General features: G+C 40.6%; 23 protein-coding genes and 1 other annotated feature. Of the genes, 2 read left to right on the top strand and 21 right to left on the bottom strand.

The window, feature by feature from the left end; genetic code table 11:
* Positions 1-52: 52 nt before the first annotated feature.
* Complete coding sequence (locus tag CSV73_RS05070) at positions 53-1036, bottom strand: NAD(P)/FAD-dependent oxidoreductase (protein ID WP_099626798.1); 984 nt, start codon at positions 1034-1036, stop codon at positions 53-55.
* Between the two features lie 110 nt (positions 1037-1146).
* Entirely contained in the window at positions 1147-1434 is a 288-nt protein-coding gene (locus CSV73_RS05065) for a DUF6509 family protein (protein WP_099626797.1), read from the bottom strand.
* A 170-nt stretch (positions 1435-1604) separates the two neighbouring features.
* Between CSV73_RS05065 and CSV73_RS05060 the strand changes: the two genes are divergently transcribed.
* Positions 1605-3296, top strand: a complete 1692-nt coding sequence (locus CSV73_RS05060) for a M3 family oligoendopeptidase (protein ID WP_099626796.1) — start codon at positions 1605-1607, stop codon at positions 3294-3296.
* A 59-nt stretch (positions 3297-3355) separates the two neighbouring features.
* Here CSV73_RS05060 and CSV73_RS05055 read toward each other — a convergent pair whose 3' ends face one another.
* The 5 genes from CSV73_RS05055 to CSV73_RS05035 all read right to left on the bottom strand — a co-directional run bounded on the left by CSV73_RS05055 (position 3356) and on the right by CSV73_RS05035 (position 9309).
* On the bottom strand, positions 3356-4837 hold the full coding sequence (locus CSV73_RS05055; RefSeq protein WP_099626795.1) for a GGDEF domain-containing protein: 1482 nt from the start codon (positions 4835-4837) through the stop codon (positions 3356-3358).
* 181 nt (positions 4838-5018) lie between these two features.
* The gene (locus tag CSV73_RS05050) at positions 5019-6698 is read right to left on the bottom strand and encodes a formate--tetrahydrofolate ligase (RefSeq protein WP_099626794.1); all 1680 of its coding nucleotides are present in this window, start codon (positions 6696-6698) and stop codon (positions 5019-5021) included.
* Between the two features lie 34 nt (positions 6699-6732).
* Entirely contained in the window at positions 6733-7716 is a 984-nt protein-coding gene (locus CSV73_RS05045) for a zinc-binding dehydrogenase (RefSeq protein WP_099626793.1), read from the bottom strand.
* Between the two features lie 496 nt (positions 7717-8212).
* Positions 8213-8701, bottom strand: a complete 489-nt coding sequence (locus CSV73_RS05040) for a helix-turn-helix domain-containing protein (protein WP_158232280.1) — start codon at positions 8699-8701, stop codon at positions 8213-8215.
* 122 nt (positions 8702-8823) lie between these two features.
* Positions 8824-9309, bottom strand: coding sequence for a dUTP diphosphatase (locus tag CSV73_RS05035; RefSeq protein ID WP_085131187.1), 486 nt, complete (start codon positions 9307-9309; stop codon positions 8824-8826).
* Between the two features lie 93 nt (positions 9310-9402).
* Between CSV73_RS05035 and CSV73_RS05030 the strand changes: the two genes are divergently transcribed.
* Complete coding sequence (locus CSV73_RS05030) at positions 9403-9783, top strand: sigma-w pathway protein ysdB (RefSeq protein WP_099626791.1); 381 nt, start codon at positions 9403-9405, stop codon at positions 9781-9783.
* 41 nt (positions 9784-9824) lie between these two features.
* Here CSV73_RS05030 and CSV73_RS05025 read toward each other — a convergent pair whose 3' ends face one another.
* The 14 genes from CSV73_RS05025 to hflK form a co-directional block, all read right to left on the bottom strand.
* Positions 9825-10115 carry a DUF1294 domain-containing protein gene (locus tag CSV73_RS05025; protein ID WP_099626790.1) on the bottom strand — a complete coding sequence of 97 codons (291 nt, stop codon included), beginning with the start codon at positions 10113-10115 and terminating at the stop codon, positions 9825-9827.
* A 78-nt stretch (positions 10116-10193) separates the two neighbouring features.
* Entirely contained in the window at positions 10194-10553 is a 360-nt protein-coding gene (gene rplT, locus CSV73_RS05020; RefSeq protein ID WP_085131190.1) for a 50S ribosomal protein L20, read from the bottom strand.
* Between the two features lie 42 nt (positions 10554-10595).
* On the bottom strand, positions 10596-10796 hold the full coding sequence (rpmI, locus tag CSV73_RS05015; protein WP_085131191.1) for a 50S ribosomal protein L35: 201 nt from the start codon (positions 10794-10796) through the stop codon (positions 10596-10598).
* A gap of 32 nt (positions 10797-10828) precedes the next feature.
* A complete protein-coding gene (gene infC / locus CSV73_RS05010) occupies positions 10829-11335 on the bottom strand; it encodes a translation initiation factor IF-3 (protein ID WP_143560400.1) in 507 nt (168 codons plus the stop codon).
* A 591-nt stretch (positions 11336-11926) separates the two neighbouring features.
* Positions 11927-13861, bottom strand: coding sequence for a threonine--tRNA ligase (gene thrS / locus CSV73_RS05005; protein WP_099626788.1), 1935 nt, complete (start codon positions 13859-13861; stop codon positions 11927-11929).
* 46 nt (positions 13862-13907) lie between these two features.
* Positions 13908-14139: a binding site (T-box leader), on the bottom strand.
* A gap of 102 nt (positions 14140-14241) precedes the next feature.
* Positions 14242-15183 carry a primosomal protein DnaI gene (gene dnaI / locus CSV73_RS05000; protein ID WP_085131194.1) on the bottom strand — a complete coding sequence of 314 codons (942 nt, stop codon included), beginning with the start codon at positions 15181-15183 and terminating at the stop codon, positions 14242-14244.
* Position 15184: 1 nt separating this feature from the next.
* Positions 15185-16546, bottom strand: coding sequence for a replication initiation and membrane attachment family protein (locus CSV73_RS04995; RefSeq protein ID WP_099626787.1), 1362 nt, complete (start codon positions 16544-16546; stop codon positions 15185-15187).
* Positions 16547-16579: 33 nt separating this feature from the next.
* A complete protein-coding gene (gene nrdR, locus CSV73_RS04990; protein ID WP_085131196.1) occupies positions 16580-17047 on the bottom strand; it encodes a transcriptional regulator NrdR in 468 nt (155 codons plus the stop codon).
* 115 nt (positions 17048-17162) lie between these two features.
* Positions 17163-18185, bottom strand: a complete 1023-nt coding sequence (locus CSV73_RS04985; protein WP_085131197.1) for a glyceraldehyde-3-phosphate dehydrogenase — start codon at positions 18183-18185, stop codon at positions 17163-17165.
* A gap of 122 nt (positions 18186-18307) precedes the next feature.
* On the bottom strand, positions 18308-18907 hold the full coding sequence (gene coaE / locus CSV73_RS04980; RefSeq protein ID WP_085131198.1) for a dephospho-CoA kinase: 600 nt from the start codon (positions 18905-18907) through the stop codon (positions 18308-18310).
* A gap of 12 nt (positions 18908-18919) precedes the next feature.
* Positions 18920-19792 (bottom strand): bifunctional DNA-formamidopyrimidine glycosylase/DNA-(apurinic or apyrimidinic site) lyase, encoded by an 873-nt coding sequence (mutM, locus tag CSV73_RS04975; protein ID WP_085131199.1) that lies wholly within the window; start codon positions 19790-19792, stop codon positions 18920-18922.
* 9 nt (positions 19793-19801) lie between these two features.
* Positions 19802-22426: a DNA polymerase I gene (polA, locus tag CSV73_RS04970; RefSeq protein WP_099626786.1), complete on the bottom strand. Its 2625-nt coding sequence runs from the start codon at positions 22424-22426 to the stop codon at positions 19802-19804.
* A 99-nt stretch (positions 22427-22525) separates the two neighbouring features.
* Positions 22526-23551, bottom strand: a complete 1026-nt coding sequence (hflC, locus tag CSV73_RS04965; protein WP_085131200.1) for a protease modulator HflC — start codon at positions 23549-23551, stop codon at positions 22526-22528.
* A complete protein-coding gene (hflK, locus tag CSV73_RS04960) occupies positions 23548-24525 on the bottom strand; it encodes an FtsH protease activity modulator HflK (protein ID WP_085131201.1) in 978 nt (325 codons plus the stop codon). Before hflK ends, hflC begins: the two co-directional genes overlap by 4 nt.
* Positions 24526-24590 lie beyond the last annotated feature (65 nt).

The raw sequence follows: 24590 nt of genomic DNA, 5'->3' as shown, positions 1-24590 counted from the left end.
AGAAAACACCTTGTACAGTGCAAAAATCTCCATACAAGGTGCATAGTTTTTATTAACCGAATACGCTCGTACTGTGCAATGGTTGCACTTTTGCTTTCGGATCGAGGAACGCTTTCGCGTGGCTGATGGCAACCGGCGCTTCGCCCATACCTACTGCAATCAATTTCACTTTGCCATCGTATGTTGTGACGTCACCCGCTGCATATATGCCTTCGATATTCGTCTCCATGCGAGAGTTCACTTTAATCGAATTACGATCCATATCTAAGCCCCAGTCTTTCAATGGACCGAGTGAGGAAATGTTGCCGTAATTGACTACTACATGATCAAATGTTAGTTCTTTCACGCTGCCGTCTTTTTCCTTTAAAATGACTTTATCTAATGTATCTCCGTCGCCATGTAACTCACTTACAGCATGTGAAGTTAAAACAGTAATACTAGATTCGCGCAATTGATTGACACTGGTTTCATGCGCAGTGAAACGTTCTCTACGGTGAACAAGCGTTACCTCGCTTGCAATATCTTCAAGCATCAATGCCCAGTCTAGTGCAGAGTCTCCCCCGCCACAAACACAGATATTCTGATCTTTAAACATAGACAAGTCCTTAATACCGTAGTGCAATGTTTTGCCTTCAAAAATCGGTTCTTCTTTCAAACCGATTTTACGCGGTTGAAAAGCACCAATTCCCGCAGTTAACAAAATAGTCCGTGTCAAATGCTGTCCTTTGTCAGTTGTTAAAACAAAGTGGTCATCCTTCTTTTCTATGGACAATGCCGCTTCCCCTAAACAAATTTCAGGTTTTGCATAGTGCGCTTGCGTCACTAAGTTTGCCACTAAATCTTTCGCCAAGATTTTAGGGAATCCGCCTACATCATAAATGTATTTATCAGGATATAGCTCGATTAATTGGCCGCCAAGCTGTGGCAAACTATCGATAATTTTGACAGACATCTCACGCATACCCGCGTAGAACGAAGAGAATAATCCAGTTGGGCCTCCGCCGATAATCGTAATATCCACTATTTCATGATTCATTTAAAACACTCCTATAATTAATTCTTTAATGAGAAGCTATTGGGGTGTACCACTTATGTTTCTCTAGTCTATTATCCCCTATACGAAAGAGAAAAACATCTATTTTGTATTCAGATTTCAGGAAAATGTTCTGTGCAGAATTGCTCTGCTGATGCTTGTTCTTCTTCGTCCCACTCCACGTTAAATGGGCTTTCCGTTGCCAATTCATAAAATTGGTACGTAAGCATCTTTCGTTGGCCATCCTTTACAGAATATAGCATACGTAAGCCAGTACCCTCTTCTTTGAACAGTTCATCTTCTTCATCTAGCTTAACTGTCAATAGAAATTCGTAGCGCTGACCGTCGATAATACCTGTTGGATCTACCAGTTCTTGTACTTTACCATTTACTATTTGCATTCAATTTCTCCTTCTTCCCGCTCACTTAGAGTTTACTCTCTCTATCCTACATCATTTCATAAGATTGTGGCAATTTATGAACGTCACTTTCGATAAATAGTTTGCTTTTCTTTACTGGTTGCTAGAAAATGAAGGGATAGTTACATTATATAGAAACGAGGAGGAGTGCAATGCTTACTTTTGAAGAGTATGAGTATACTCGCCCGGATATCGAAAAACTGCAAACAGAATTCAAGACTGCACTTGAACAGTTTAAACAAGCAAACTCATTTGAAGATCAAGCCGCAATAATGGAGCATATAAACATGTTGACGAGTGATTACAGTACGGCGGAAAACATCATGTATATCCGTTCTTCGATTGATACGAATGATAAATTTTTTCAAGATGAACGGGATTATTTTGATGAGATTGGTCCTCAATTTCAAGCTTTGCAAAGCGATTATTACCAAGCTGTAATCTCTACGCCTTTTCGAGCACAATTAGAAGATAAATGGGGCCCACAACTATTTAAGCTTGCAGAAAATGCCATTCGTTCGTATTCAGATGAAGTCTTGCCTCTTTTACAGCAAGAAAACAAATTAGTTTCCGAATACTCCAACCTCGTCGCTTCAGCACAAATCGAGTTCCAAGGTAAAACGCTGACATTGGCACAACTTGGACCATTTAAAGAGTCACTTGATCGCTCGGTTAGAAAAGATGCTATGAATGCCACTGCTGACTTTTACGCGTCAAATGAAGTTCATTTTGATAGAATTTTTGATCGTCTCGTTGCAGTACGTCATGAAATCGCTACAACACTCGGATTTAAAAACTTTACAGAACTAGGATATATTCGTATGGACCGGATCGGCTATGATGTACATATGATGGAACACTTCCGAAATCAGATTCGGACACATGTAGTGCCATTAGCTGAGAAGATTCGAGGTATGCAAAGGCGACGAATAGGGATTTCTGAAATGAAGTTCTATGATGAACCATTGCATTACCCCGAGGGAAACCCTCAACCTAAAGGTTCCCCTGAATGGATTTTGGAAAATGGGCAAAAAATGTATCAAGAGCTATCGCGTGAAACCGGACGTTTTTTTGATTATATGAAACGTAAAAATTTATTGGATTTGGTGGCAAAAAAAGGCAAAGAGGCTGGCGGCTACTGTACATTTATAGATAATTATGATTCTCCGTTCATCTTCTCTAACTTTAATGGAACTTCAGGTGATATTGACGTGTTGACGCACGAAGCAGGCCATGCATTCCAAGTATATTCAAGCCGTTCGATTGGCATCCCCGAATACATTTGGCCAACGACTGAAGCTGCAGAAATTCATTCCATGAGTATGGAGTTTTTCACTTGGTTTTGGATGGATCGCTTTTTTGGTAGCGATGCAGAACGTTATCGTTATGCACATTTACTTGAAAGTGTATTGTTTTTACCATATGGAGTTGCGGTAGATGAGTTTCAGCAACGCATCTATGACCATCCTGACATGACACCAAGTGAACGTAAAGCGGTATGGAAAGATCTTGAAACCATTTATTTACCTAATCGGGATTATGATGGACATCCCTATTTAGAACAAGGTGGTTTTTGGCAGAGACAAGGTCATATCTATGAAGTGCCGTTTTATTATATTGATTATGCTTTGGCACAAATCTGTGCGCTCCAATTTTGGCAACGATCCTTAGATGACTTCGATGGTGCATGGACGGATTATTTGGCACTGTGTCAATTAGGCGGAAGTAAATCATTTTTAGAGCTTGTTGCAACGGCACACTTGAAGTCACCATTTGAAGATGGGACGGTTGAGTCAATCATGGATTTCGTTAGTGATTGGCTAGTTGAACATAAGATCTTTTGATTATAAGCAATACAAAAGGATGTACAGAATGTCGTTTGACGACTTTCTGTACATCCTTTTTAGGACTCAACCGCCTGGTATAAAGAATATTGATCTTTGCCTTTTTTCTTCGAATCGTATAAAGCGAGATCGGCTTTATGATAAAGTGTATGAATAGTATCTGTCTTTTCCGCTATTGCAATTCCAATACTGATAGATAAATGAATATGATCATTTTCCAAATAGCTGAATGACTCTCTCATTGCTTCAAGCATACTGTTCGCCCGTTCTGTGACTTCATCGATAGTCATGCGTGAAAATAGAACCACAAACTCATCACCGCCGATTCGAGCGGCCAACTGATCTTTTCCGCTTTCTTTATCAATAATTTTTGCGGCTCGGACTAATAATTTATCGCCTTCTCCATGCCCTAAAGAATCATTTACGGATTTGAAATTATCTAAATCAATAATCATGAACTGTAATGGACCTCTTTTTTGATGAAGCCATTTTACTGCAGCATCTTCAAATGCCGCCCTGTTCTTTAATCCTGTCAATACATCATGGAATGCAAGATGAACAGGTTTTGCGATCATTTTAGCAAGAACAATGGACAAGATAATTGTGATGATAGAGATCGCTACCGTTTGGAATAGAAATTGATTACGGTACGAAGTTAGAACTCTTGAAAAAGGTACATCATGATACACAATTTCGACTACCCTATTAGTAGATAATCCAGGTACTGTATCCGCTTTATATGGTATGTATCTATAGGTTATGAGTTTGCCTTCTTCTTTAACAGTTGTTTCTTTAATTTCAAAGTTTTTATAGGATGCTTCGAAAACCGCTCTTCTGGAAGGATTGATTTTCTCTTCTTTGCCTATCTCTCGCTCCCCTAACAATAAACCTAAATAATTATATACATTCACTGACTTAATCTGTTCGTTTTCACTTTCTAATCTACTCATCGTATCTAAAAAGTTGAATTCCTTAAAGACCAGTTTGTCTTCCAGGTAATACCCCAACTCAATTATGTAATTCTTATCCGGCGTTGGCATATAACTGAATTTCTTAAATTCTCCTGTTTCCTGTTGAATATCAAGTGCATCGTGAGAAAATATGCCAAGTTCCCTTCGTTCCGTTAATAAAGAGCTGAATCTCGCGCAACATTCATTAAAATTCAATCCTATATCGGGTGTATAACTGCTTGCAATCACTTCGTTGTTTTTATCAATAATAAAGATATCCATACCGCTTTCTGCTTTCAAAGCTTGAAAATCCCATTTTAAAAAATTAGGTTGTTTTTCGTATTTTTCGAGTAAGCTGTATGAGTATTCTTTCATGTTTTCTGCGCGTTCAATATCTAGTAGATTATATACTTTATCGATTGTGACAAGACTTGTTATGATTTCATCTTCCGCCATTTGAATTTGTATTTCTAAACCCATTTCCACGTTCTTTTTCAGTCGAATATAATCTGCTATGACAATAATCAATGACAAAAGCAACGTGAAAGAAATCAGGATACCCGTTAACTTTATACGAAAATTCTTATCCACTTCATGGCACCCCTTCACGCTTTCATCCAGTAAAACATCTGACAATAGTATAGCATAGATCTAGGCCATTAGAACCGCACAACATGATTTTTTTTACTTTACTTACTTTTTTTACTTTAATTATAAAAAAGCAAAAAGCCGTATGGGCTCTTTGCTTTTCATTTCACAACTATAGTAAATATTACATTAACCCTTTCGCATTACCACCCGAATCGACATCCATATTGAGCGCTGCTGGTTTTTTTGGTAAACCAGGCATCGTCATAATATCGCCTGTCAAACAAACTAAGAATCCAGCACCAAGTTTCGGTAAAATATTGCGGATGGTGATCGTAAAGTCTGTTGGACGTCCTAACTTTTTAGGGTCGTCAGAAAACGAGTACTGCGTCTTCGCCATACAGACCGGCAACAGATCCCAGCCATTCTTTTTGATTTCCGCTAAATCTTTCTTTGCCTGATCGGTAAATAAAACGCCTGTGCCACCATATACTTTTTGAACAATCGCTGTGAGTTTTTCTTCTACTGATTGCTCTACTTCATAAATTGGCGCGAAATTATTTGGCTCTTCCATCACTTTTAAGACTTCTTTCGCCAATGCTTCTCCGCCTGCTCCACCGTCTTGCCATACATCCGTTAAAGCCATTTTTACGTCATGGTCCTGACACCACTTCTGGACTATCTGCAATTCACTATCAGAGTCCCCCACAAAATGATTAAGCGCGACGACAGGTTGCACGCCGAACGATAGAATCGTCTCAATATGCTTTTCCAAATTAACTAAACCTTTTTCTACAGCTTGACTATTCTCCGCTTTTAATTCCTGCTTCGCTACTCCGCCATGCATTTTAAGCGCACGAATCGTTGTCACAAGAACGACTGCATCCGGCTGGAATTTACCGATGCGCGCTTTAATATCCATAAACTTTTCTGCACCTAAATCTGATCCGAACCCTGCTTCTGTCACGACATAGTCAGCCAGATTACGCGCTGTATTTGTTGCGATCAACGAGTTACAGCCATGTGCAATATTTGCAAATGGTCCACCGTGAATTAGAGCGGGTGTGCCTTCGATCGTTTGAACGAGATTTGGTTTGAATGCATCTTTAAGCAGAAGCGTCAACGCACCCTCTACGCCTAAATCACGCACAGTCACAGCTTCTTTTTCATACGTATAGCCAATCACAATTTCGGACAAGCGCTCTTTCAAGTCTTGTAAGCTAGTCGCCAGACAGAATACAGCCATAATTTCGGACGCTACTGTAATATCAAAACCGTCTTCCCGTGGCACGCCTTGTGATGGCCCACCTAACCCAATCGTCACATGACGAAGCGCACGGTCATTCATATCCATGACGCGTTTCCATGTAATACGACGAGGATCGATGTGTAACATATTTCCCTGGTGCAAATGGTTATCAATCATCGCGCTCAACGCATTATTAACCGTTGTAATGGCATGAAGGTCTCCAGTGAAGTGCAAATTGATGTCTTCCATAGGCAGTACTTGAGAGAAGCCGCCACCCGTCGCTCCACCTTTGACACCCATTACCGGCCCTAACGACGGTTCACGCAATGCAATCATTGTTTTCTTACCTAAACGGGAAAGTGCATCACCCAAACCAACTGTCACTGTAGATTTCCCTTCTCCTGCTGGTGTTGGACTCGTAGCAGTTACAAGTACGACTTTCGCTTGTGAAGTGTTTTTTGGAATGAGGTCTACATTGATCTTCGCTTTGTATTTACCATATCGCTCTAACGCATCCAATGGAATACCTGCTTTGTCTGCTATATTTTCAATTGGTTGCATAGTTGCTTTTGATGCGATTTCCAAATCTGTCAGAGTCTTAACTTCTTTCGTCACTACTTCCACTGCCTCTCTATACCGGTTATGTTGTTTATTTCGAAATAGCTAAAACGATTTTACCAAATTGTACACTGTCATCCAGTTTAGTAAATGCCTCACTTGTTTTTTCAAGAGGAATCACTGAATCAATAACAGGATGGAGTTGATGCTCTTCAACTAACGCTAACATATCCCGTAATTCTTCCCGACTTCCCATTGTAGTGCCTAGTAACGAATACTGACCATAAAAGAAATCACGTAAGTTCAGTTCGACGGTATCTTCTGTTGTGGCACCAAATACTACGATCCGACCACCTTTTTTAAGAATTTCAAGAGAACGATTGAATGTTGCCCTTCCCACACTCTCAATCACAAGATCCACACGTTCATCTTTTAGTTCTGTAGGCCAATCGCTATTCGTATCGATTGCTATATCCGCACCGATGTTCATTGCGTGATTTCTTTTCTCTTCACTTCTAGACGTCACGATAACACGCGCTCCCATTTTCTTTGCAAATTGAATCATATAGGTCGCGACTCCACTTCCTGCTCCAGGAATAAAGACGGTTTGTCCTTCTTCTATTTGGCCCCTCGTCACTAGTGCCCGATAACCTGTAAGTCCCGCTAGAGCGAGAACTGCAGATTCATTCCATGTGAGATGTATCGGCTTTTTCTCTAACTGTTCTGAGGATATGCAAATCTTCTCAGCAAATGTACCATGATCCGGCATACCTAGAATATCAAATTCAGCTGGAGGCGCGTCGCTTTCTTCGAACCAGCGAAGGGAAGGATTAATTATGACTTCGTCACCTACGTTCCAACCAGTTACACCTTCTCCGATTGATTCAATCGTGCCTGCGCCGTCTGACCCTAGTACCAGTGGTTCTTTAGCGTCTCCACGTCGTTTGGGTATAGCCGTATCACGTCGATTTAATCCTGCTGTTTTCAATGCGACAATTACTTCACCGTTTCCAGCTGAGGGATCGGCGATATCTGTATAGTGCAGCTCACCATTTTCATGAACGAATGCTTTCAATCAACTCATCCTCCTTAGGTTTATCTACGATTCTATCATAACGTATTTCATTCTATTTTCCTACATTTCATGCTATTTGATTATTCATTATTTTGTATTAGGGGAGGTCCCTGCACAGTAAATAGTAGTTACTTTTTGTTAAGCATTAAAGTCAGGATAGTAAATAGTATTGAACTGGATCTGCACTTAAACTAAGAATAAGTTCAAAGACTACAACAATACCCACTCTACTGCCAGTAAATGGTCTACATCTATTTATGCAGGATTCAATCGGAAGTTAGTGTGACTCAGGGAGGATCAAGCCCGACAGGTGAGACATTCAGAAGGAGCTTTCGACTTGGTGAGCTCACCGCACGGCCCATGGAAAGCGTCTGCCGACTGGAGCTACCATCCCCTCGTACTCTCAAACTTATTCATTATACTTACCCTATTTAGATTTTAAGCTTCAGCTTATACAAAAATAACCCTAGAAGTATAATCACTTCTAGGGTTATTTTTATAGTGTGCGTCTTTTATATTTAGCCAGTTCAAGTAATTCTAGTACATCTTTCTTAGGAAGACGGATCGCTAACTCCATTAGTTCTTTCTCAGCCGATCGACGTCCTTTTCCGCTTCGATACTTCTCTTTATTCACTGCGTCGATTTCTGCATATAGCTCATCAATTTCTGTTGGCCATTTACCAGAGAATTCGACATTCATCGTTTCACGAAGACGATCATAAAGTGATTCTACTGTATTACCTGTCGCTTTGAAATACGGAGTAAATGTTACTTCACCCATAATCAGCTCGTCGGTAGAAACAGAAAAACGCTCGGAAATTTTAGCGATCCATGCAGCAGATGGTGCGTTCTTACCACGCTCCCAATCTTTAATTCGACTAGCTGATGTGCCAATTGCCGCTCCAAATGCCATCATCGATAGTCCTCGACGTTCTCTCAGTGCCTTTAAACGCAATCCAAAATCATCCTTGCTCCATTCGTTCAACGAAATACCCCCTGTATGACCTGTATTGTATTAATTTTATTATCAAAACAGTCTTTTTGTCAATTTATTTATTTATGAAATTTTTACTAGAGTTAAAATTGCGATGAAGCTACTGATACCAATTAGTAGCCGCTTCTTTGACGTGCGTAGTTTTCTTCATTTTTATCAATATATGCTTGAATAATTTGATCTTCAGTAAAACCGAGCGTATTCGCAAGTGCTCCGTAATTCACCCAGATCTCTTTATAATCTTCAAATGTTAATGAATCCAAGAATGTATAAATAGATTGACCCGTTTGAATAAACTGTTGTGTAAGATTTTGCTCTTTAACATCACGTGTTGGCCATTCTTCCAATCCGTCAAAGCTTTTTTCAATTCCTAAAGATAATAAGAAATGGATAGAATCCACATACTCTTCTAAAATGACATGGTCTGCTGAAGGACCTTTTGTGCTCCAGAATTTAAAACAACGTGTTTCGTTAGCCAACTCAGAAAGTTCGACGATTAATGCCAAACCTCTTTCAGTAAATGTTTCCTTCGTTTGATGATTTTTTTGAATATATGTATCGAGCGCTCTTTGCATTTCAAATAGTTGATGTAATTTCAATTAAATTCCCTCCACCATTTCGCTATAAAGTGAAACCTTTTCCCCTACTCATCCGTATAGTACAGTACTATATCGTTTGCAGGAGCTGATTTCATGGTTTTATTGATCCGCGTCTTCATTATAGCATTGGTTATTTATTTATTTTATGCCGGCATTCGCTATTTGACAGATGCTAAGCGAAAGCTGGACGAAGCGTATGAAAAAGAACACTATTATTTTTATGATGACGTGAAAAATATCCGTAAAAATTTCTTTATTACGTATAAAGGTGCGATGTTTGAAGGTGAGAAATATCTAGGCACCACAACTGATTCCTTTGATGTAGTTTCCATTTTCATTTGGGTGAAAAATGAAGCGAATTTACAAGGAATGACGAAAGAAGATTTTCTTTTTCTCGAATCCGAAGTTCGGGCGAATTATCCTCATGCTGAAATCAACTGGAAGAACCCAATTGAACAATTAATGAAATCTTGATTAAACGGAAATAGCCGAAAAAGCTATTTCCGTTTTTTATATTAAAATGTAATAGCTGTTGGTACTTTCACACCATATACCGCTAGTAATAGCACGATGTCGATCATCATCAGAAGTAGAAATCCAATACGGAAATGGGTCTTTCTTGTTTTGTGATGAAAGAATTGCATACCAAAGTACGCGCCTACTCCACCACCAAGCAGTGCCAATAACCATAAATTTCTTTCAGGCACACGTTGCTGTTTCTTTTTAGCTTGTCGTTTATCGTATCCCATTGCCCCAAATGCCCAGAGTGATAGGATGACCATATAAATCAATAGAGTTTGTGCCATTTCAGCCATTCCTCCATACGAAAAAATCCACTTTCATTTCCATATAAGAATGAAAACGAAAGTGGATTTTGGTTCATCTTATTTTGCTACAGATTTTTTTGCTGTCTCTGCAAGTTGTGCAAATGCTGATGCATCTGTCACTGCAAGTTCTGCAAGCATCTTACGGTTAACATCGATGCCAGCTACTTTCAAGCCGTGCATTAATGTGCTGTATGAAATACCATTCACACGAGCAGCCGCGTTGATACGTGTAATCCATAGTCTACGGAAATCACGTTTTTTGTTACGACGATCACGGTAAGCATAGTTATAAGATTTCATTACCTGTTGGTTTGCTACCTTATAAAGTCTATGTTTTGAACCGAAATAACCTTTTGCTAATTTCAATACTTTTTTATGACGCTTGCGCGTTACTGTTCCACCTTTTACGCGTGGCATAGTGCATTACCTCCTGCTTATCCTATAAGTGTGTGTTCGATCTTACTTCATGTTTGTTAGCATTTCGCGAATACGCTTGTAATCGCCTGAAGAAACTAGTGAAGACTTACGTAAGTGACGCTTAGCCTTCGTAGATTTGTTAGCAAATAGGTGACTTGTGTAAGCACGGCCACGTTTTAATTTACCAGATCCAGTTCTTTTGAAACGTTTCGCGGAACCGCGGTGAGTTTTCATTTTTGGCATGTTCTGTTCCTCCTAAATTGTTCGTGTTACTGTTACTGTTTCTCGGCAAGTGGGGCAAGTATTAAGAACATGCTCCGACCTTCCATTTTGGGTTTAACTTCAACAGTTGCTACTTCTTTGCAAGCTTCTGCAAAGCGATCAAGTACTCGTTGGCCAATTTCTTTATGCGTAATCGCACGACCGCGGAAACGAATCGAAGCTTTCACCTTATCCCCATTTTCAAGGAACTTGATTCCGTTACGAAGTTTCGTTTGGAAATCATGCTCATCAATTGTAGGGCTAAGTCGAACTTCTTTTACGTTGATGATCTTTTGGTTCTTACGTACTTCACGCTCTTTCTTTTGCTGTTCGAACTTGAACTTTCCATGGTCCATAACACGAGCTACTGGGGGCTTCGCTTGTGGAGCAACAAGAACTAAGTCCAGGTTTGCTTGAGCAGCAATTTCTAAAGCTTCATTACGTGTTTTGATACCGAGTTGTTCGCCGTTGTGATCGATTAATCGCAACTCACGTGCTCTGATACCATCATTTACGTACATGTCTTTGCTAATAGTAATCCACCTCCGAATATTGTCTCGTGAATACACGTTTTGGTATATCGGAAATTCCGATTTAAAGTCCCATAGGTCTATCCATTTTACAAAATAAAAAAAGTAGACAAATATGATTTGTCTACCCGCGTAAGTATACTATGCTCGTACGCATAGTTATAAACTTATTGTGCTAACCTGGCAACAACTTCATTGCGTCGATCAGGTGAGAAGCGGGTAGCCTCTTCTTATACCACAAACTGTATTCAGTTAACCTTATTAATAATAACATCTTTAGTATCAAGTGTCAATAACTCTGCAAATCTCATTGTCGGATGCACAGGTTATGTTTGAATTAATTCAACTTTTAAAGTATAGCGTATTATAAATGGGATTGCAACTACTTTTTTTCAGCATTTTTGAAAAGCCGAATGAAAACAGCTTTAAATCCACTTTGACGCATGTTTTTGGCTTCTCCCATGAAACTAGCCAGGAAGATCTTCCTGGCTGTCTCTTTGCTACGCTGACTGTTTGTATGAAGCCTTTAGAAGTGGGAAGACTCGATTTAAAAAACGGATCTACGTTACTTACTTCTTTCTATTAGTCTTTCTTCACGTCTTTTTTAATTAACTCAAGGAACGCGTCGAATGACATGCTTTCGGAATTTTGTTCACCGTATTTACGAACATTGACTTCGCCGGCTTCCATTTCACGATCTCCTAGAACAAGCATATAAGGAACTTTTTGTACTTGTGCTTCACGGATCTTATAACCAATCTTCTCGTCTCGGCTGTCCACATCTACTCGGAACCCAGCCATTATCAGTTTCTCTTTTACGTCCTCTGCATAATCAAAGTGAACGTCAGGTGATACTGGGATAAGTTCTACCTGAATTGGTGCTAACCATGTTGGGAAAGCTCCTTTGTATTCTTCAATTAAGAAGGCAACAAATCGTTCCATTGTTGACACGACGCCTCTATGGATTACGACTGGACGATGTTGCTTGCCGTCTTCTCCGATATACGTAAGGTCGAAGCGCTCAGGTAATAAGAAGTCCAGTTGTGCAGTGGAAAGTGTCTCTTCCATTCCAATCGCTGTTTTTACTTGTACATCCAATTTCGGACCGTAGAATGCTGCCTCGCCTTCTTCTTCTGTATACGGAAGCCCCATCTCATCCATCGCTTCTTTTAACATAGCTTGTGCGCGTTCCCACATTTCATCGTCATCAAAGTATTTCGTTGTATCTTCAGGATCGCGATACGATAGACGGAATGAATAATCTTTAATATTGAAGTCTTTGTACACTTCGATGATCAACATGACGACACGTTTAAACTCTTCTTTAATCTGATCAGGTCGCACGAAGATATGCGCATCGTTCAATGTCATTCCGCGTACGCGCTGAAGACCGGAAAGCGCTCCGGACATTTCATAGCGGTGCATGGTGCCGAGTTCTGCCAAACGAAGAGGCAAGTTACGGTACGAATGAATCCCATTTTTGTAAATCATCATGTGATGAGGGCAGTTCATTGGACGTAAAACCAGATCTTCGTTGTCCATGCTCATTGTTGGGAACATGCCATCTTGATAGTGATCCCAGTGACCTGACGTTTTGTAGAGCTCTACACTTCCAAGTACCGGAGTATAGACGTGCTGATAGCCTAGTCTTTCTTCTTTATCCACAATATAACGCTCTACTACGCGTCGAATTGTAGCGCCTTTTGGCAACCAGAGCGGAAGACCTTGTCCGACTTTTTGTGAGTTCGTAAAGAGATTCAGTTCTTTACCGATTTTACGGTGATCTCGTTCTTTCGCTTCTTCGAGCATACGCAAGTGTTCTTTTAGCTCGTCTTTTTTGAAGAAAGCTGTTCCGTAAATACGTTGAAGCATTTTGTTATCAGAGTTCCCTCTCCAATAAGCGCCGGCAATGCTTAACAATTTAAATTCTTTTAGTTTACCTGTAGACGGGACATGGATACCACGGCATAAGTCGAAAAATTCACCTTGTTCATAGATCGACACTTGTTGATCTTCAGGAATCGCTTCAAGAAGTTCCAATTTGTATTCATCGTCAATTTCTTTAAAGCGCTTTTCGGCTTCTGCACGCGATACATCGTGACGAATGATCGGCAAGTTTTCGCCAATGATGCGTTTCATTTCTTTTTCTAATTCTGGTAGATCTTCTGCTGTGATGGGTGTAGGTGAATCGATATCATAATAGAACCCATTTTCGATAGTAGGACCTATTCCAAGTTTCGCATCCGGGAATTTGCGTTTGACGGCTTGTGCTAAAAGGTGAGCCGTACTATGGCGCAGAATTTCCAATGCTTCATCTGAAGTTGGAGTAATGATACTAATATCTCCATCTGCATGGATTGGTGATTTCAAATCGATCAGCTGATCTCCGATTTTCCCTGCCAATGCGCTTTTACGCAATCCAGGACTGATGGAGCCTGCAATTTCTTCTGTAGTAACACCGTCTTCAAATTCTTTTACTGCTCCATCTGGAAATGTTAAATGAATATTTTCTGGCATGTGTATGACTCCCTTTCTTTTTTTGAACGCAAAAAAGCCTCATCCCTAAAGGGACGAGGCTTGAGCTCGTGGTTCCACCCTTCTTCCTTCCATTCGCAAAAACGCGAAAAGACCGAAGCTTTCGATCGGCTAACGGGCCGTTACCGTCATCAGCTACTCAATTTCACTGATGCTGCTCGGAGGTGGTACATTTATCTTCTGCCTACAAGGGTTTCAGCCATGCCCCTGTTCTCTGGAAAGGTGAAAAAATAAATTATTGTCCTCTTCGATGCATTGTAATATGTTATGAATGTTGAACTGTGTAATAGTATAGAAAAGTCTGAGCGTAATTGCAAGTATAATTTAGTAATTCTTTCAACAAAACCATTTTCTAAGAAAGATTAATCTCGCCAGTTCTCCCCGCCCAGTTTGAATGGCTGGCTGACCATGCGGATTCTCTCCATAATTCGTGCAGCTTTAATCGGCTCTTTTTCCCCGCGCTGACTCGTTGTCAGATGATGTTCTAATTCCGTATAATCAAAATTAGATGTGAAGAATACAGGGAGCTTTTCCGCCATACGGTACTGCAAAATCGTGCCTAGCACTTCATCGCGTGTCCACGTTGACATGGTCTCTGCCCCTATATCATCCAGCATCAAGACAGGAGCCCTTTTTACAAACTCTATTTTTTCGTCCAATGTTTGGTTTTGGATAGATTGCTTCATTTCACGCAGAAACTCCGGCACATACACTACAACAGTCTGAATACGTCTAGTTGCCAGTTCATTCGCCAACGCACCTAAAATGAATGATTTTCCAATACCGAAGTTACCGAATAAATAGAAGCCTCTTTCAGGGACTTTACCGGTAGACTCAATTTGATTCAGGAAGTCTTTCGCAGCGCGCATTACAATCACGCGACTATCTTCAGAGAGGAAGTTCACGTCAGACAGGCGCGCTTCCATCACTTCTTTAGGCATGTACATACTGTTCACCATTTTCGAGATGTTTCTACGTTCATCTTCCAATTGCTTAGTTGGACAGACTACGTAATCAATATCAATAAGGCGCTGTGAGATGACTAATTTCGGCTCAAAGCCTTTCATGACATTAATACATCCATCGAGATTCGGACAGCGCTCACATGCGTGAGAAGCCGTTGTGAATTCATATAATTTACCTAGACTGCGGTTGACCACTTCTGTATTGACTTCATCGGAATGATCGCTAATAAATTTTTGTACAGCCGGGTCTTCCATCACTTCCGTTCGAAGCTCGTCGTATTTCTGGGCTAATGAAGGAGCATTCACTACGCGTTTCATCGCATCCCCAATTCGTTCCATGTTATTTCACCTCTGATTCTTGAATCCCCAATTCTTTCAATAACTTCTGGCGTTCTTCTTCCACATTGAAGTCATCAGGCTTTTCGGATTTCTTATTCTTTTTATCGCGCTTGGAAAACCATTCTGGAACTTTTTCTTCCCGGGTCGGCTTTCGACTTCTAGGCGTCGATTGCTTCCCTTCTTTAAGCCATTTCATGTATTGATCATGTTCTTCTCTTGATAATTTCAAGGCTGTTTTAGCATCATTTACTTGTTTATTCGCCCAATGGGAAGCAATGCGTTCCACAAAACTACTAGTGATTTTTCCATCATTACGTAGCATGACATATTGTAGCAAGACATTGACGACACCCACTGGGAATTTATGCAGATTGATTAATCGTTCAGCAAGCTGAATATCTACAAGGAATGGTTCTTTTTTACTTACTTTACGTAACATCTCTTTTGGTGGTGTATGTTCCAAATAAAATAGCAATTCTTCGTCACGACTCATATTTTCTTTAGGCTCTTCGTCGACTACCGGTTGTGTAAACACCGACTGTAATTTTGGTGGTTGCTTTGATGTATTCATCTTATAAAACTCCGCAGCCGCCTTACGAACTTTTTCTTCTGTCAGCTGATGGTTTTCGTCCATTGCAATCATCACGACTTTTTGCATATCAAGCGGACTGAGTGAATACAAGAAAGCTAGCATCGCGATCATTTCTTGAGAAATAGAACGCAGAGAAGCTTTAGGAATCATTTGATCGGATAGTCCGTTATAAAATAAATCAAAATTAAAATTCAATACGTAAAACGGTATGCCAGGAGGCTCACTTTTCCCTTGAAATTGCATACCTGCAGTCAATTCCATCGCCTGATCGCCTCTTGCTGGTTTATAAACATCTAAAAACGTCCGTGATATATCTTGATACTCATCTTTTGCAATAGGTTTCACTAAAAACCGGTCACGCAACTGCCGGTAGGGCTGCTCTCCGATTTTACTGAATAAAAATGTAGACAAAAGCGGATCGTTGAAGAAAGAAGATGCATCGAGCGGCGGTAATAGCTCGTATAGGAAAGACCGCTTATCTATTTCTTGTTTTTTCTTATACGTACGTAATAATCCAATAGCTTCCAATGAAATCCTCGCTTCAAAAATGGATTGAAGTGGGAAAGAAGACATATTCATCAAATAATAGTGGGTATGTTCTTGCGGTTCCTTGCTTTCCGCATCTGTCCAAAGAGTCATAAACAGACTGATCGCCTCGGGACCGATAAGTGGCTGATAAAATAGCGTTAGCATCTGCCGATCATACGCAGAAAAAGGATGTGCTAACTTTACTTCGAAGGAATCGACAGGCTGCAACTCGGTATAAAGCATTTAAACAATCGCCTCCCCTTCTAGATCAACAACTTACTCTTGTTCATCTTTCCTGTTTTGCAATTGTTGCAACTCGTCTATAAAGATGGTGATGTCTTTGTAGTGGCGGTAGACAGACGCAAATCGTACATATGCCACTTCATCTACATCCACTAATCGTTCCATCACCATTTCTCCTACTTGTTCGGAATCTATTTCGACATTCCCTGAGCTTCTTAGTTCTTTTTCGATAGAAGCCACGATATCTTTTAATTGTTCGATCGGTACCGCACGTTTTTCACAAGCACGAATTAATCCTCTCAGCAACTTTTCACTGCTGAATTCTTCTCGCGTCTTATCTTTCTTTACGACAACTAGCGGAGAATGCTCTACTTTTTCAAAAGTCGTGAAACGAAAACTACATTTTTCGCATTCACGTCTTCGTCGAATGGAGCGGTTTTCTTCCGCAGGCCGTGAATCTATTACACGTGTACCGTTGTAGTGACAAGCTGGACATAACATAGTTAGTTCCTCCGCATTTCATTAGTACTTTTCATTATAACAGAAACTATCCATACAACAACAAACGGACACAGAAAAGCACTTCATCCCATAAGATGAAGTGCCAATTCGTTCATTAAGAAGTTACTTTGTCCGTTAATGCAGAAGCGACTTTTTTCGCCAATTGCACAACACGTGCTGAATAACCCCATTCATTATCATACCAAGCAAGCACTTTGATTTTACGATCGCCCATGACGATAGTAGAAAGGCCGTCAAGTGTTGCGGATTCTGTTGTCGTATTGAAATCGATCGATACAAGAGGCTCTGTAGTAAAGCGAAGAATGCCTTTCATCGGGCCTTCTGCTGCTTTGCGGAACGCGTTGTTCACTTCTTCAACCGTTACATCTTTTTCTACGTCCACTACCAAGTCCACAAGGGACACATTCGGTGTCGGAATACGCAATGCCAAACCATGAATCTTTCCTTCAAGCTCAGGGAGTACAAGAGACAAAGCTTTTGCAGCACCTGTTGAAGTAGGAATGATGGACTCTCCGCAAGAACGCGCGCGACGCAAATCTTTATGGGGATTGTCCAGGTTCTTCTGATCATTCGTATATGCATGGACAGTTGTCATTAAGCCATTTACAATACCGAATTCATCATTCAATACTTTTGCAACTGGCGCTAAACAATTTGTCGTACAACTAGCATTAGAAATTACACTTTGTTTAGTAACGTCTAATTTGTCGTCATTCACTCCGATCACAACGGTTACGTCTTCATTTTTACCTGGTGCTGTTAAAATTACTTTCTTTGCACCGGATTCCAAATGAAGTGCTGCTTTGTCACGTGAGTTGAATACACCTGTTGATTCTATAACGATATCTACACCAAGTTCTTTCCAAGGTAATTTCGAAGGGTCACGCTCAGAAATTAACTGTACACGTTTGCCGTCGATAATGATCGCGTTTTCTTCCGCTACGATTTCACCATCGAAAACTCCGTGTGTTGAGTCATATTTCAAGAGATGTGCAATTGTTTCAGCTGGATATGTCGCATTGACAGCAACTAGATTCACATCATCTTCTTTAATAATCTGGCGGAATACCATCCGTCCAATACGGCCGAGTCCGTTAATTGCAATTTTTGTAGTCATTAAAGGGATCCTCCTGCATGTATGTTATACTTTATATCTTTAATCGTTCATTAGTATAACACATTTTATCATTATGCCAACACTATTACACAATAAATTTACAAATTAATTCCCTCTATCATTTATCTCGGCACAGCTTGCCAGTTTTCAAGGATTGCATCCAACTGCTTTTCGGTTTCTTCCAATGTATCGTTGTTATAAATCACCGCGTCAGCGCCTTGTTCTTTGATATTCATATCTAACTGGGACGCGATTCTGGCAGCCGCTTCTTGTTCTGTCCATTCATTGCGAGCCATCAGTCTCTGCTTTTGAATTTGCTTCGTGACCGACACGACGACAATCTTCTCCACATACTCCTGAAGTTTACTTTCAAAAAGTAATGGGATGTCCATAATGACGGTTTGATAGCCTTGTGTAACGTAGTCTTCTCTCTGACTGATCATTCGTCCTCTAATTGCAGGATGCATCAATTCATTTAACTGTCGCCGTTTCACTTCATCGCCAAAAATAATGGCGCCAAGCTGTTCGCGATTTAGTGTACCATCTTCACGTACTACTTCTTCACCGAATGTCTGTTGAATTTTATCAAGTAATGGGCTGCCTGGCTCAACAACTTCCCTCGCGATTACATCCGCATCGACAATAGGGTAACCTTTTTCACGCAACATGTTGGCTACCGTACTTTTCCCGCTTGCAATACTTCCCGTCAATCCGATAATCATGTGCACCACTCCTTATTTTTGGCATGCTGGACAATAGACAGATGTTCTGCCTGCAATCTGCTTACTTTTAGTCGGTGTATCGCATGCTACACATGTTTTTTTACCGTACATATGCAGTCGATCCTGCATCGTTCCCGCGTTGCCGTTCACTGAACGATAATCAGATATTGTACTGCCCCCTGCGTCGATACTTTCTTGCAAAACACGTACAATCTCTTCAAACAATAAAATTTTACGCTTCTTGCTAATTCGTTCTGCTGTACGACCCGGATGGATTTTCATATGAAACAGTGCTTCTGTAGCGTAAATATTGCCGCATCCTGAAATGACTTTTCCATCCATGATCACTTCTTTGATAGGTTTTCTTTTATACTTCGGAGTTTCTGCCATCGATAAAAAATGGTCTAGCGCTTCATCGGAAAAAGGTTCGGGTGCCATTTCTAATAAAGGGGGAAAATCTTCTTCCGCCTGAAGTAAACGCATTTCGCCGAATCTTCGTATATCCGAGTAGACGAGTAATCCGCCATCTTCCATTTCTAAAAAGACATGTGCATGTTTCCGAAACTTCTCTTCTGTAATTTCATCAGGAGAGTTTACGACAAACCATGCACCCGTCATGCCAAGATGGCTGACGAGTAAGTATGGTTCATTTCCTTTCAATAAATGAAAATAAATATATTTACTGCGACGTACAATTTTCTCGATTTGCATGTGCTCCATACCGTGAAGAAAGTCGTCCACAGATTTTCCTTTAATAATCGTTTCTTTTCCAGCAGTTTTAGAAATGACCACGGTATCCGATACAGAAAGTCGTTTAACCGTCCGCCCTTCCACGAGCGGTGCAAGATCGCGCACCACTCCTTCTACTTCCGGTAATTCTGGCATATATATCACTCACTTTGTTTCGTACCAAGACTTGCCATAATTCCAATCGACTTTCAACGGAACGTCGAGTTGAATCGTTTGTTCCATGACTTCCGGCACGATTTCTTTTAATTTCTCCAGCTCTTCCATTGGCGCTTCAAAGATCAATTCATCATGCACTTGTAGTAACATACGTGCTTGCATATTTTCTTTTTCAAGTCTGGTATCCATATCGATCATCGCTTGTTTAATGATGTCTGCCGCCGTTCCTTGAATCGGTGTATTCATCGCTGTACGCTCCGCGAAACCTCGCAAGTTGAAATTCGAACTCGTGATATCCGGCAAATAACGTCTACGTTTTAATAGTGTCGTGACATAGCCTTTTAACTTGGCATCCGTAATACTGTCATCCATATACTGTTTGACGCCTGGGAAGCTTGCTAAATACGTATCGATGAATGTCGCTGCTTCTTTCCGATTAATATTTAAACTCTGTGATAATCCATAATCACTGATGCCGTAGACGATACCAAAGTTGACAGCTTTTGCTGCGCGACGCATATTGCTATCGACGTCCTCTTCCTTGACACCAAACACGTCCATTGCCGTTTTCGTATGAATGTCCGCACCTTGGCGGAATGCTTCAATTAATTTTTCATCTTGCGAAATATGTGCAAGTACACGCAACTCAATCTGTGAATAGTCGGCCGCAAACATAATCCATTCTGTTTCAGATGGAACGAAAGCTGCGCGTATTTTGCGCCCTTCTTCCAACCGAATCGGGATATTTTGCAAGTTCGGATTGATCGAGCTCAATCTCCCTGTCTGTGTTAAAGCCTGCTGGAATCTTGTATGAATCTTTCCATCTTCATGAATTTCTTTTGTCAGCCCTTCAATATAGGTTGAGTTTAATTTACCGAGCTGTCTGTATAGTAAAATATGTTGAATGATTTCATGTTCGCTTTCGAGCTTCTCTAGCACATCCGCAGCTGTCGAGTAGCCCGTCTTCGTTTTCTTGATAGGCGTCAAACCGATTTTTTCAAATAAAATGACACCAAGCTGTTTAGGCGAATTAATATTGAATTTCTCGCCAGCCATTTCATAAATCGTCTTCTCAATTATCGCCAGACGTTCCGATAATTGCTCACCAATCGTTCTCAGCACACCTACGTCCGTTTTCACACCCGTTACTTCCATTTTCCCAAGTATCTTCGCTAACGGTAATTCCAGGTCATGGAATAAATCTTGCTGTTCATTGTCCGCTAATTGTTTTGTGACGACTGGATACAACTCCCACACCGCATGCGCTTTTCTCGCAGTATGGTTGGCAAGTTGTTCCAATTGCGGCACCGTTCGTTTAGCCCCTTTACCGTAGACCACTTCATCACTTTCCACACCATGATAGCCAAACGCCCGTGCAATTTCGGAGACTTCATTTGTCGAGAAGGAAGGATTGACGATGTACGCCGCCAGCATGAGATCGAATTCTGCACCATGTAGTTCCATTCCAAGTCGTGCAATCGCTGCATACGCTGATTTAGAATCCGAAACATATTTACATGTTGTTTGGTCTGCCATCCAGTTTCTAAAGAGATCAGATGAAGTCGCTAATTCAGTAGAAATGAAATACGTATCGGTGTCATTCGATAAACCAATACCTAAAATATCTTGAGATAAATAATTATCTCCATCGATCTCGACGTGCAAAGACATCGTGTCCGTCAGCATTTCTGAAGTAATTTCTTCCACGGTATGAACATTGATTTCTTCGAGTGGTTGAACTTCGACAAATACATCCATCTTTTCAAGCAATGATTTAAATTGTAATTCTTTATATAGTTGTATAACTTCTTCTTCATTTCGTCCGATAAAATCCATATCATCCAATGACACCGTAATCGGTGCGTGAACTTCAATCGTCGCGAGTTCTTTACTCATGAATGCTTGGTCTTTATTATTCACGAGGTTCTCTTTCATTTTCTTGGCGGTGATTTGCTCTATCGATTCATAGACATTTTCTACAGAGCCGTATTCCTTCAACAATTTGATGGCAGTTTTTTCGCCAATCCCAGGTACGCCTGGAATATTATCGGACGCATCGCCCATCAAACCTTTCATGTCGATGATCTGCAATGGTGCAAGTCCATATTTTTCCTCGATATGCGCGGGTGTGTATTTTTCAAGATCGGTGATGCCTTTTCTTGTAATACATACCGTCGTCTGATCATTCGCCAGTTGCGTTAAATCTTTATCTCCTGAAATGATAACGACTTCCGCTTCTGCATCACTGCACTCTCTGCTTAATGTTCCGATAATGTCATCCGCTTCATATAAATCAAGTTCATACTGCGTGATGCCGAAAGCTTCAATTAGTTTACGAATATACGGAAACTGTTCCGAAAGCTCGGGTGGTGTTTTTTGACGTCCACCTTTGTATTCTGTATACGTACTATGACGGAATGTGGTTTTACCTGCATCCCATGCTACGATTACGTGCGTTGGTTTTTCATTCGCTAAGATGGTCTCTAACATCATCGTAAAGCCGTATACCGCGTTGGTATGCACACCTTTTTCATTCGTTAATAAAGGTAAAGCAAAAAATGCACGATAGGCTAAGCTATTTCCATCCAATAAGACGACTTTCTTTTTCGTCAAAATCCATCCCACTCCTTCATGTTCGTCACTATAAAAAAAACGTCATTTTCATCTAGTTTACCACGTTTGGCAACTCGAAGGAAAATGACGCACTTATAATTACTCGATATTGCCGGTTAATAGCTTGGCATATGGAGAATCTGCTGGAAGGATGATCATCGTTTCATCATTCACGACTTTCGTATAGGACTGAAGTGTTCTATACAGTTTGTAGAATTCAGGATCTTTTGCATATGCATCGTTGTATATTTTTGCAGCTTCGGCTTCACCTTGCGCAGTGACGATCGCTGCTTCTTTTTTCGCTTTTGCTAACATTTCCTGAACTTCACGATCTGTTTCCGCTTCAATCTTCTGCTTCGCTGCATCACCCTCTGAAAGATACGATTGTGCAGTCGAATCACGCTCTGAAATCATTCGTGTGTAAATAGATTGTTCGTTTTCTTCAGGTAAATCAATACGTTTCATCCGGACATCTACCACTTTGATACCATAATTCCCATCGTCCAAAAACTTATTGACTTTGGCCGTCACATCATCATTCAAGCTTCCGCGAGAAGAATCTTCATCATTGACAACATTGACGTAATCGAGACGTCCCATTTCATTACGGACTACAGAATAAATGAATTCTTCCATTCTAGCTTCCGCATTGACAATATTACGCGCGTTGGAAATCATTTTGGCGGGATCTGTAATATGCCATATTGCATAGTTATCAATGATGATCCGTTTCTTGTCTTTTGTATTGATTTCCGCTTCTGACACGTTAGACGTCATTCGATTTTTCGGCAACGTACTGACACTTTGAATGAATGGTATTTTCATATTCATACCAGGCTTTTCGATAATTCGTGTAATCTCACCGAACTGACGGACGACTCGGTACTCATTTTCTTTGACGATAAATAAGTTGGATAACAGAATGACAAGAATCGCAAAAACTACTGTTAGCGAGATAATGAGTTTTGTGTACTTTTTCATATCTAACGCTTTTTTCGGTCGCATCTGCGTCACTTTAGGATCTGATTCCGGTGCCGATTTCTGTGCAGTTCTTTTTTGATCAGTTTCCCCCATCTTCTTGAGGGCCTCTTCTATCTTCTTGAAAGGGTTTTGTTCGTTACTCATGAAGCTTTCCCTCCTTTTTCAGCTGACTTATCCTTTTCTTCCGTTACTGGCGGCTGATCTTTTTGCAGCTGTTGGAGCGGTAAATACTTCATCGTTTCTCCGCTGTCGTTCATGATATAAAGATTCGCTTTAGGTAACACTTGCTCTAGTGTCTCAATGATCAAGCGCTCGCGAGTGATATCTTTACTTTTTGCATATTCATTATACAAATCACTGAATACTGCTACGTCACCACGCGCTTGTTCGATACGTGCCGTCTTTTTTCCTTGCGCTTGGGATTTGATTGCGTCACGTTCACCAATCGCTTCTTTCGTCCTTTGGTTTTCGTACTTTTTCGCTTCGTTAATTTTCGTGTTTTTCGTTTCACGCGCATCTGTTACAGCAGTAAATGCTGCACGGACTTCTGCGTTTGGTAATTCCACGTCTTGCAACTTCACACCTTGTACTGCTATACCAATATCATATTTTTCTACTAAACTAGTTAATAGTTCACGGGTCTTTGCTTCGATTTCCGCTTTTCCATCCGTTAGTGCCGCATCGATTGTGGAACTACCGATGACTGAACGAATAGAGGCAGATGCCGCATCCCTCAAGATTTCAATAGGGTCTTCTGCATTGAATAGATACTTCTTCGGATCCACAATCCGCCACTGCACTGTCAGATCGGTCAGAACGATGTATTCATCCCCTGTAATCATCTTCGTTTCCTTATCCACGATTTCACCTGACTTGTCTTGCTTGTAACCGAAATGAATACTGTATGTTTCCTTTGATACGATCTCTGTCTTCTGAATCGGCCAAGGTAATTTAAAATGTAGACCTGATTCCGTCACAGGTGCGCCAGCTTGACCGAATGAAATGACGACAGCTTGTTCAGATTCGTCTACTGTGTACCACGTAGTAAAGACGATCAATAAAAGTAATAAGCCGGTGATAAACAAACCTAGAGTCACCAGAATTCTTTTTGTGCTCATTTCTGTTCCCCCTTTTCTATGTATGACTACTGTACGGAACAGTAGTCGAGTAAGTTTCATTTTTC

The sequence above is a fragment of the Sporosarcina sp. P1 genome, from assembly GCF_002743155.1.
Classification (GTDB): Bacteria; Bacillota; Bacilli; order Bacillales_A; family Planococcaceae; genus Sporosarcina; species Sporosarcina ureae_B.
Note: the sequence above shows the minus strand (reverse complement) of the source record. Positions and strands in the feature narration are given on the sequence as shown.

What these genes read in the sequence shown, in the direction of transcription:
- CSV73_RS05070 (WP_099626798.1), bottom strand. Translation starts at nt 1,036, where the DNA reads ATGAATCATGAAATAGTGGATATTACGATTATCGGCGGAGGCCCAACT.
- CSV73_RS05065 (WP_099626797.1), bottom strand. Translation starts at nt 1,434, where the DNA reads ATGCAAATAGTAAATGGTAAAGTACAAGAACTGGTAGATCCAACAGGT.
- CSV73_RS05060 (WP_099626796.1), top strand. Translation starts at nt 1,605, where the DNA reads ATGCTTACTTTTGAAGAGTATGAGTATACTCGCCCGGATATCGAAAAA.
- CSV73_RS05030 (WP_099626791.1), top strand. Translation starts at nt 9,403, where the DNA reads ATGGTTTTATTGATCCGCGTCTTCATTATAGCATTGGTTATTTATTTA.
- CSV73_RS05025 (WP_099626790.1), bottom strand. Translation starts at nt 10,115, where the DNA reads ATGGCACAAACTCTATTGATTTATATGGTCATCCTATCACTCTGGGCA.
- rplT (WP_085131190.1), bottom strand. Translation starts at nt 10,553, where the DNA reads ATGCCACGCGTAAAAGGTGGAACAGTAACGCGCAAGCGTCATAAAAAA.
- rpmI (WP_085131191.1), bottom strand. Translation starts at nt 10,796, where the DNA reads ATGCCAAAAATGAAAACTCACCGCGGTTCCGCGAAACGTTTCAAAAGA.
- infC (WP_143560400.1), bottom strand. Translation starts at nt 11,335, where the DNA reads ATGTACGTAAATGATGGTATCAGAGCACGTGAGTTGCGATTAATCGAT.
- thrS (WP_099626788.1), bottom strand. Translation starts at nt 13,861, where the DNA reads ATGCCAGAAAATATTCATTTAACATTTCCAGATGGAGCAGTAAAAGAA.
- dnaI (WP_085131194.1), bottom strand. Translation starts at nt 15,183, where the DNA reads ATGGAACGAATTGGGGATGCGATGAAACGCGTAGTGAATGCTCCTTCA.
- CSV73_RS04995 (WP_099626787.1), bottom strand. Translation starts at nt 16,546, where the DNA reads ATGCTTTATACCGAGTTGCAGCCTGTCGATTCCTTCGAAGTAAAGTTA.
- nrdR (WP_085131196.1), bottom strand. Translation starts at nt 17,047, where the DNA reads ATGTTATGTCCAGCTTGTCACTACAACGGTACACGTGTAATAGATTCA.
- CSV73_RS04985 (WP_085131197.1), bottom strand. Translation starts at nt 18,185, where the DNA reads ATGACTACAAAAATTGCAATTAACGGACTCGGCCGTATTGGACGGATG.
- coaE (WP_085131198.1), bottom strand. Translation starts at nt 18,907, where the DNA reads ATGATTATCGGATTGACGGGAAGTATTGCAAGCGGGAAAAGTACGGTA.
- mutM (WP_085131199.1), bottom strand. Translation starts at nt 19,792, where the DNA reads ATGCCAGAATTACCGGAAGTAGAAGGAGTGGTGCGCGATCTTGCACCG.
- hflC (WP_085131200.1), bottom strand. Translation starts at nt 23,551, where the DNA reads ATGAGTAACGAACAAAACCCTTTCAAGAAGATAGAAGAGGCCCTCAAG.
- hflK (WP_085131201.1), bottom strand. Translation starts at nt 24,525, where the DNA reads ATGAGCACAAAAAGAATTCTGGTGACTCTAGGTTTGTTTATCACCGGC.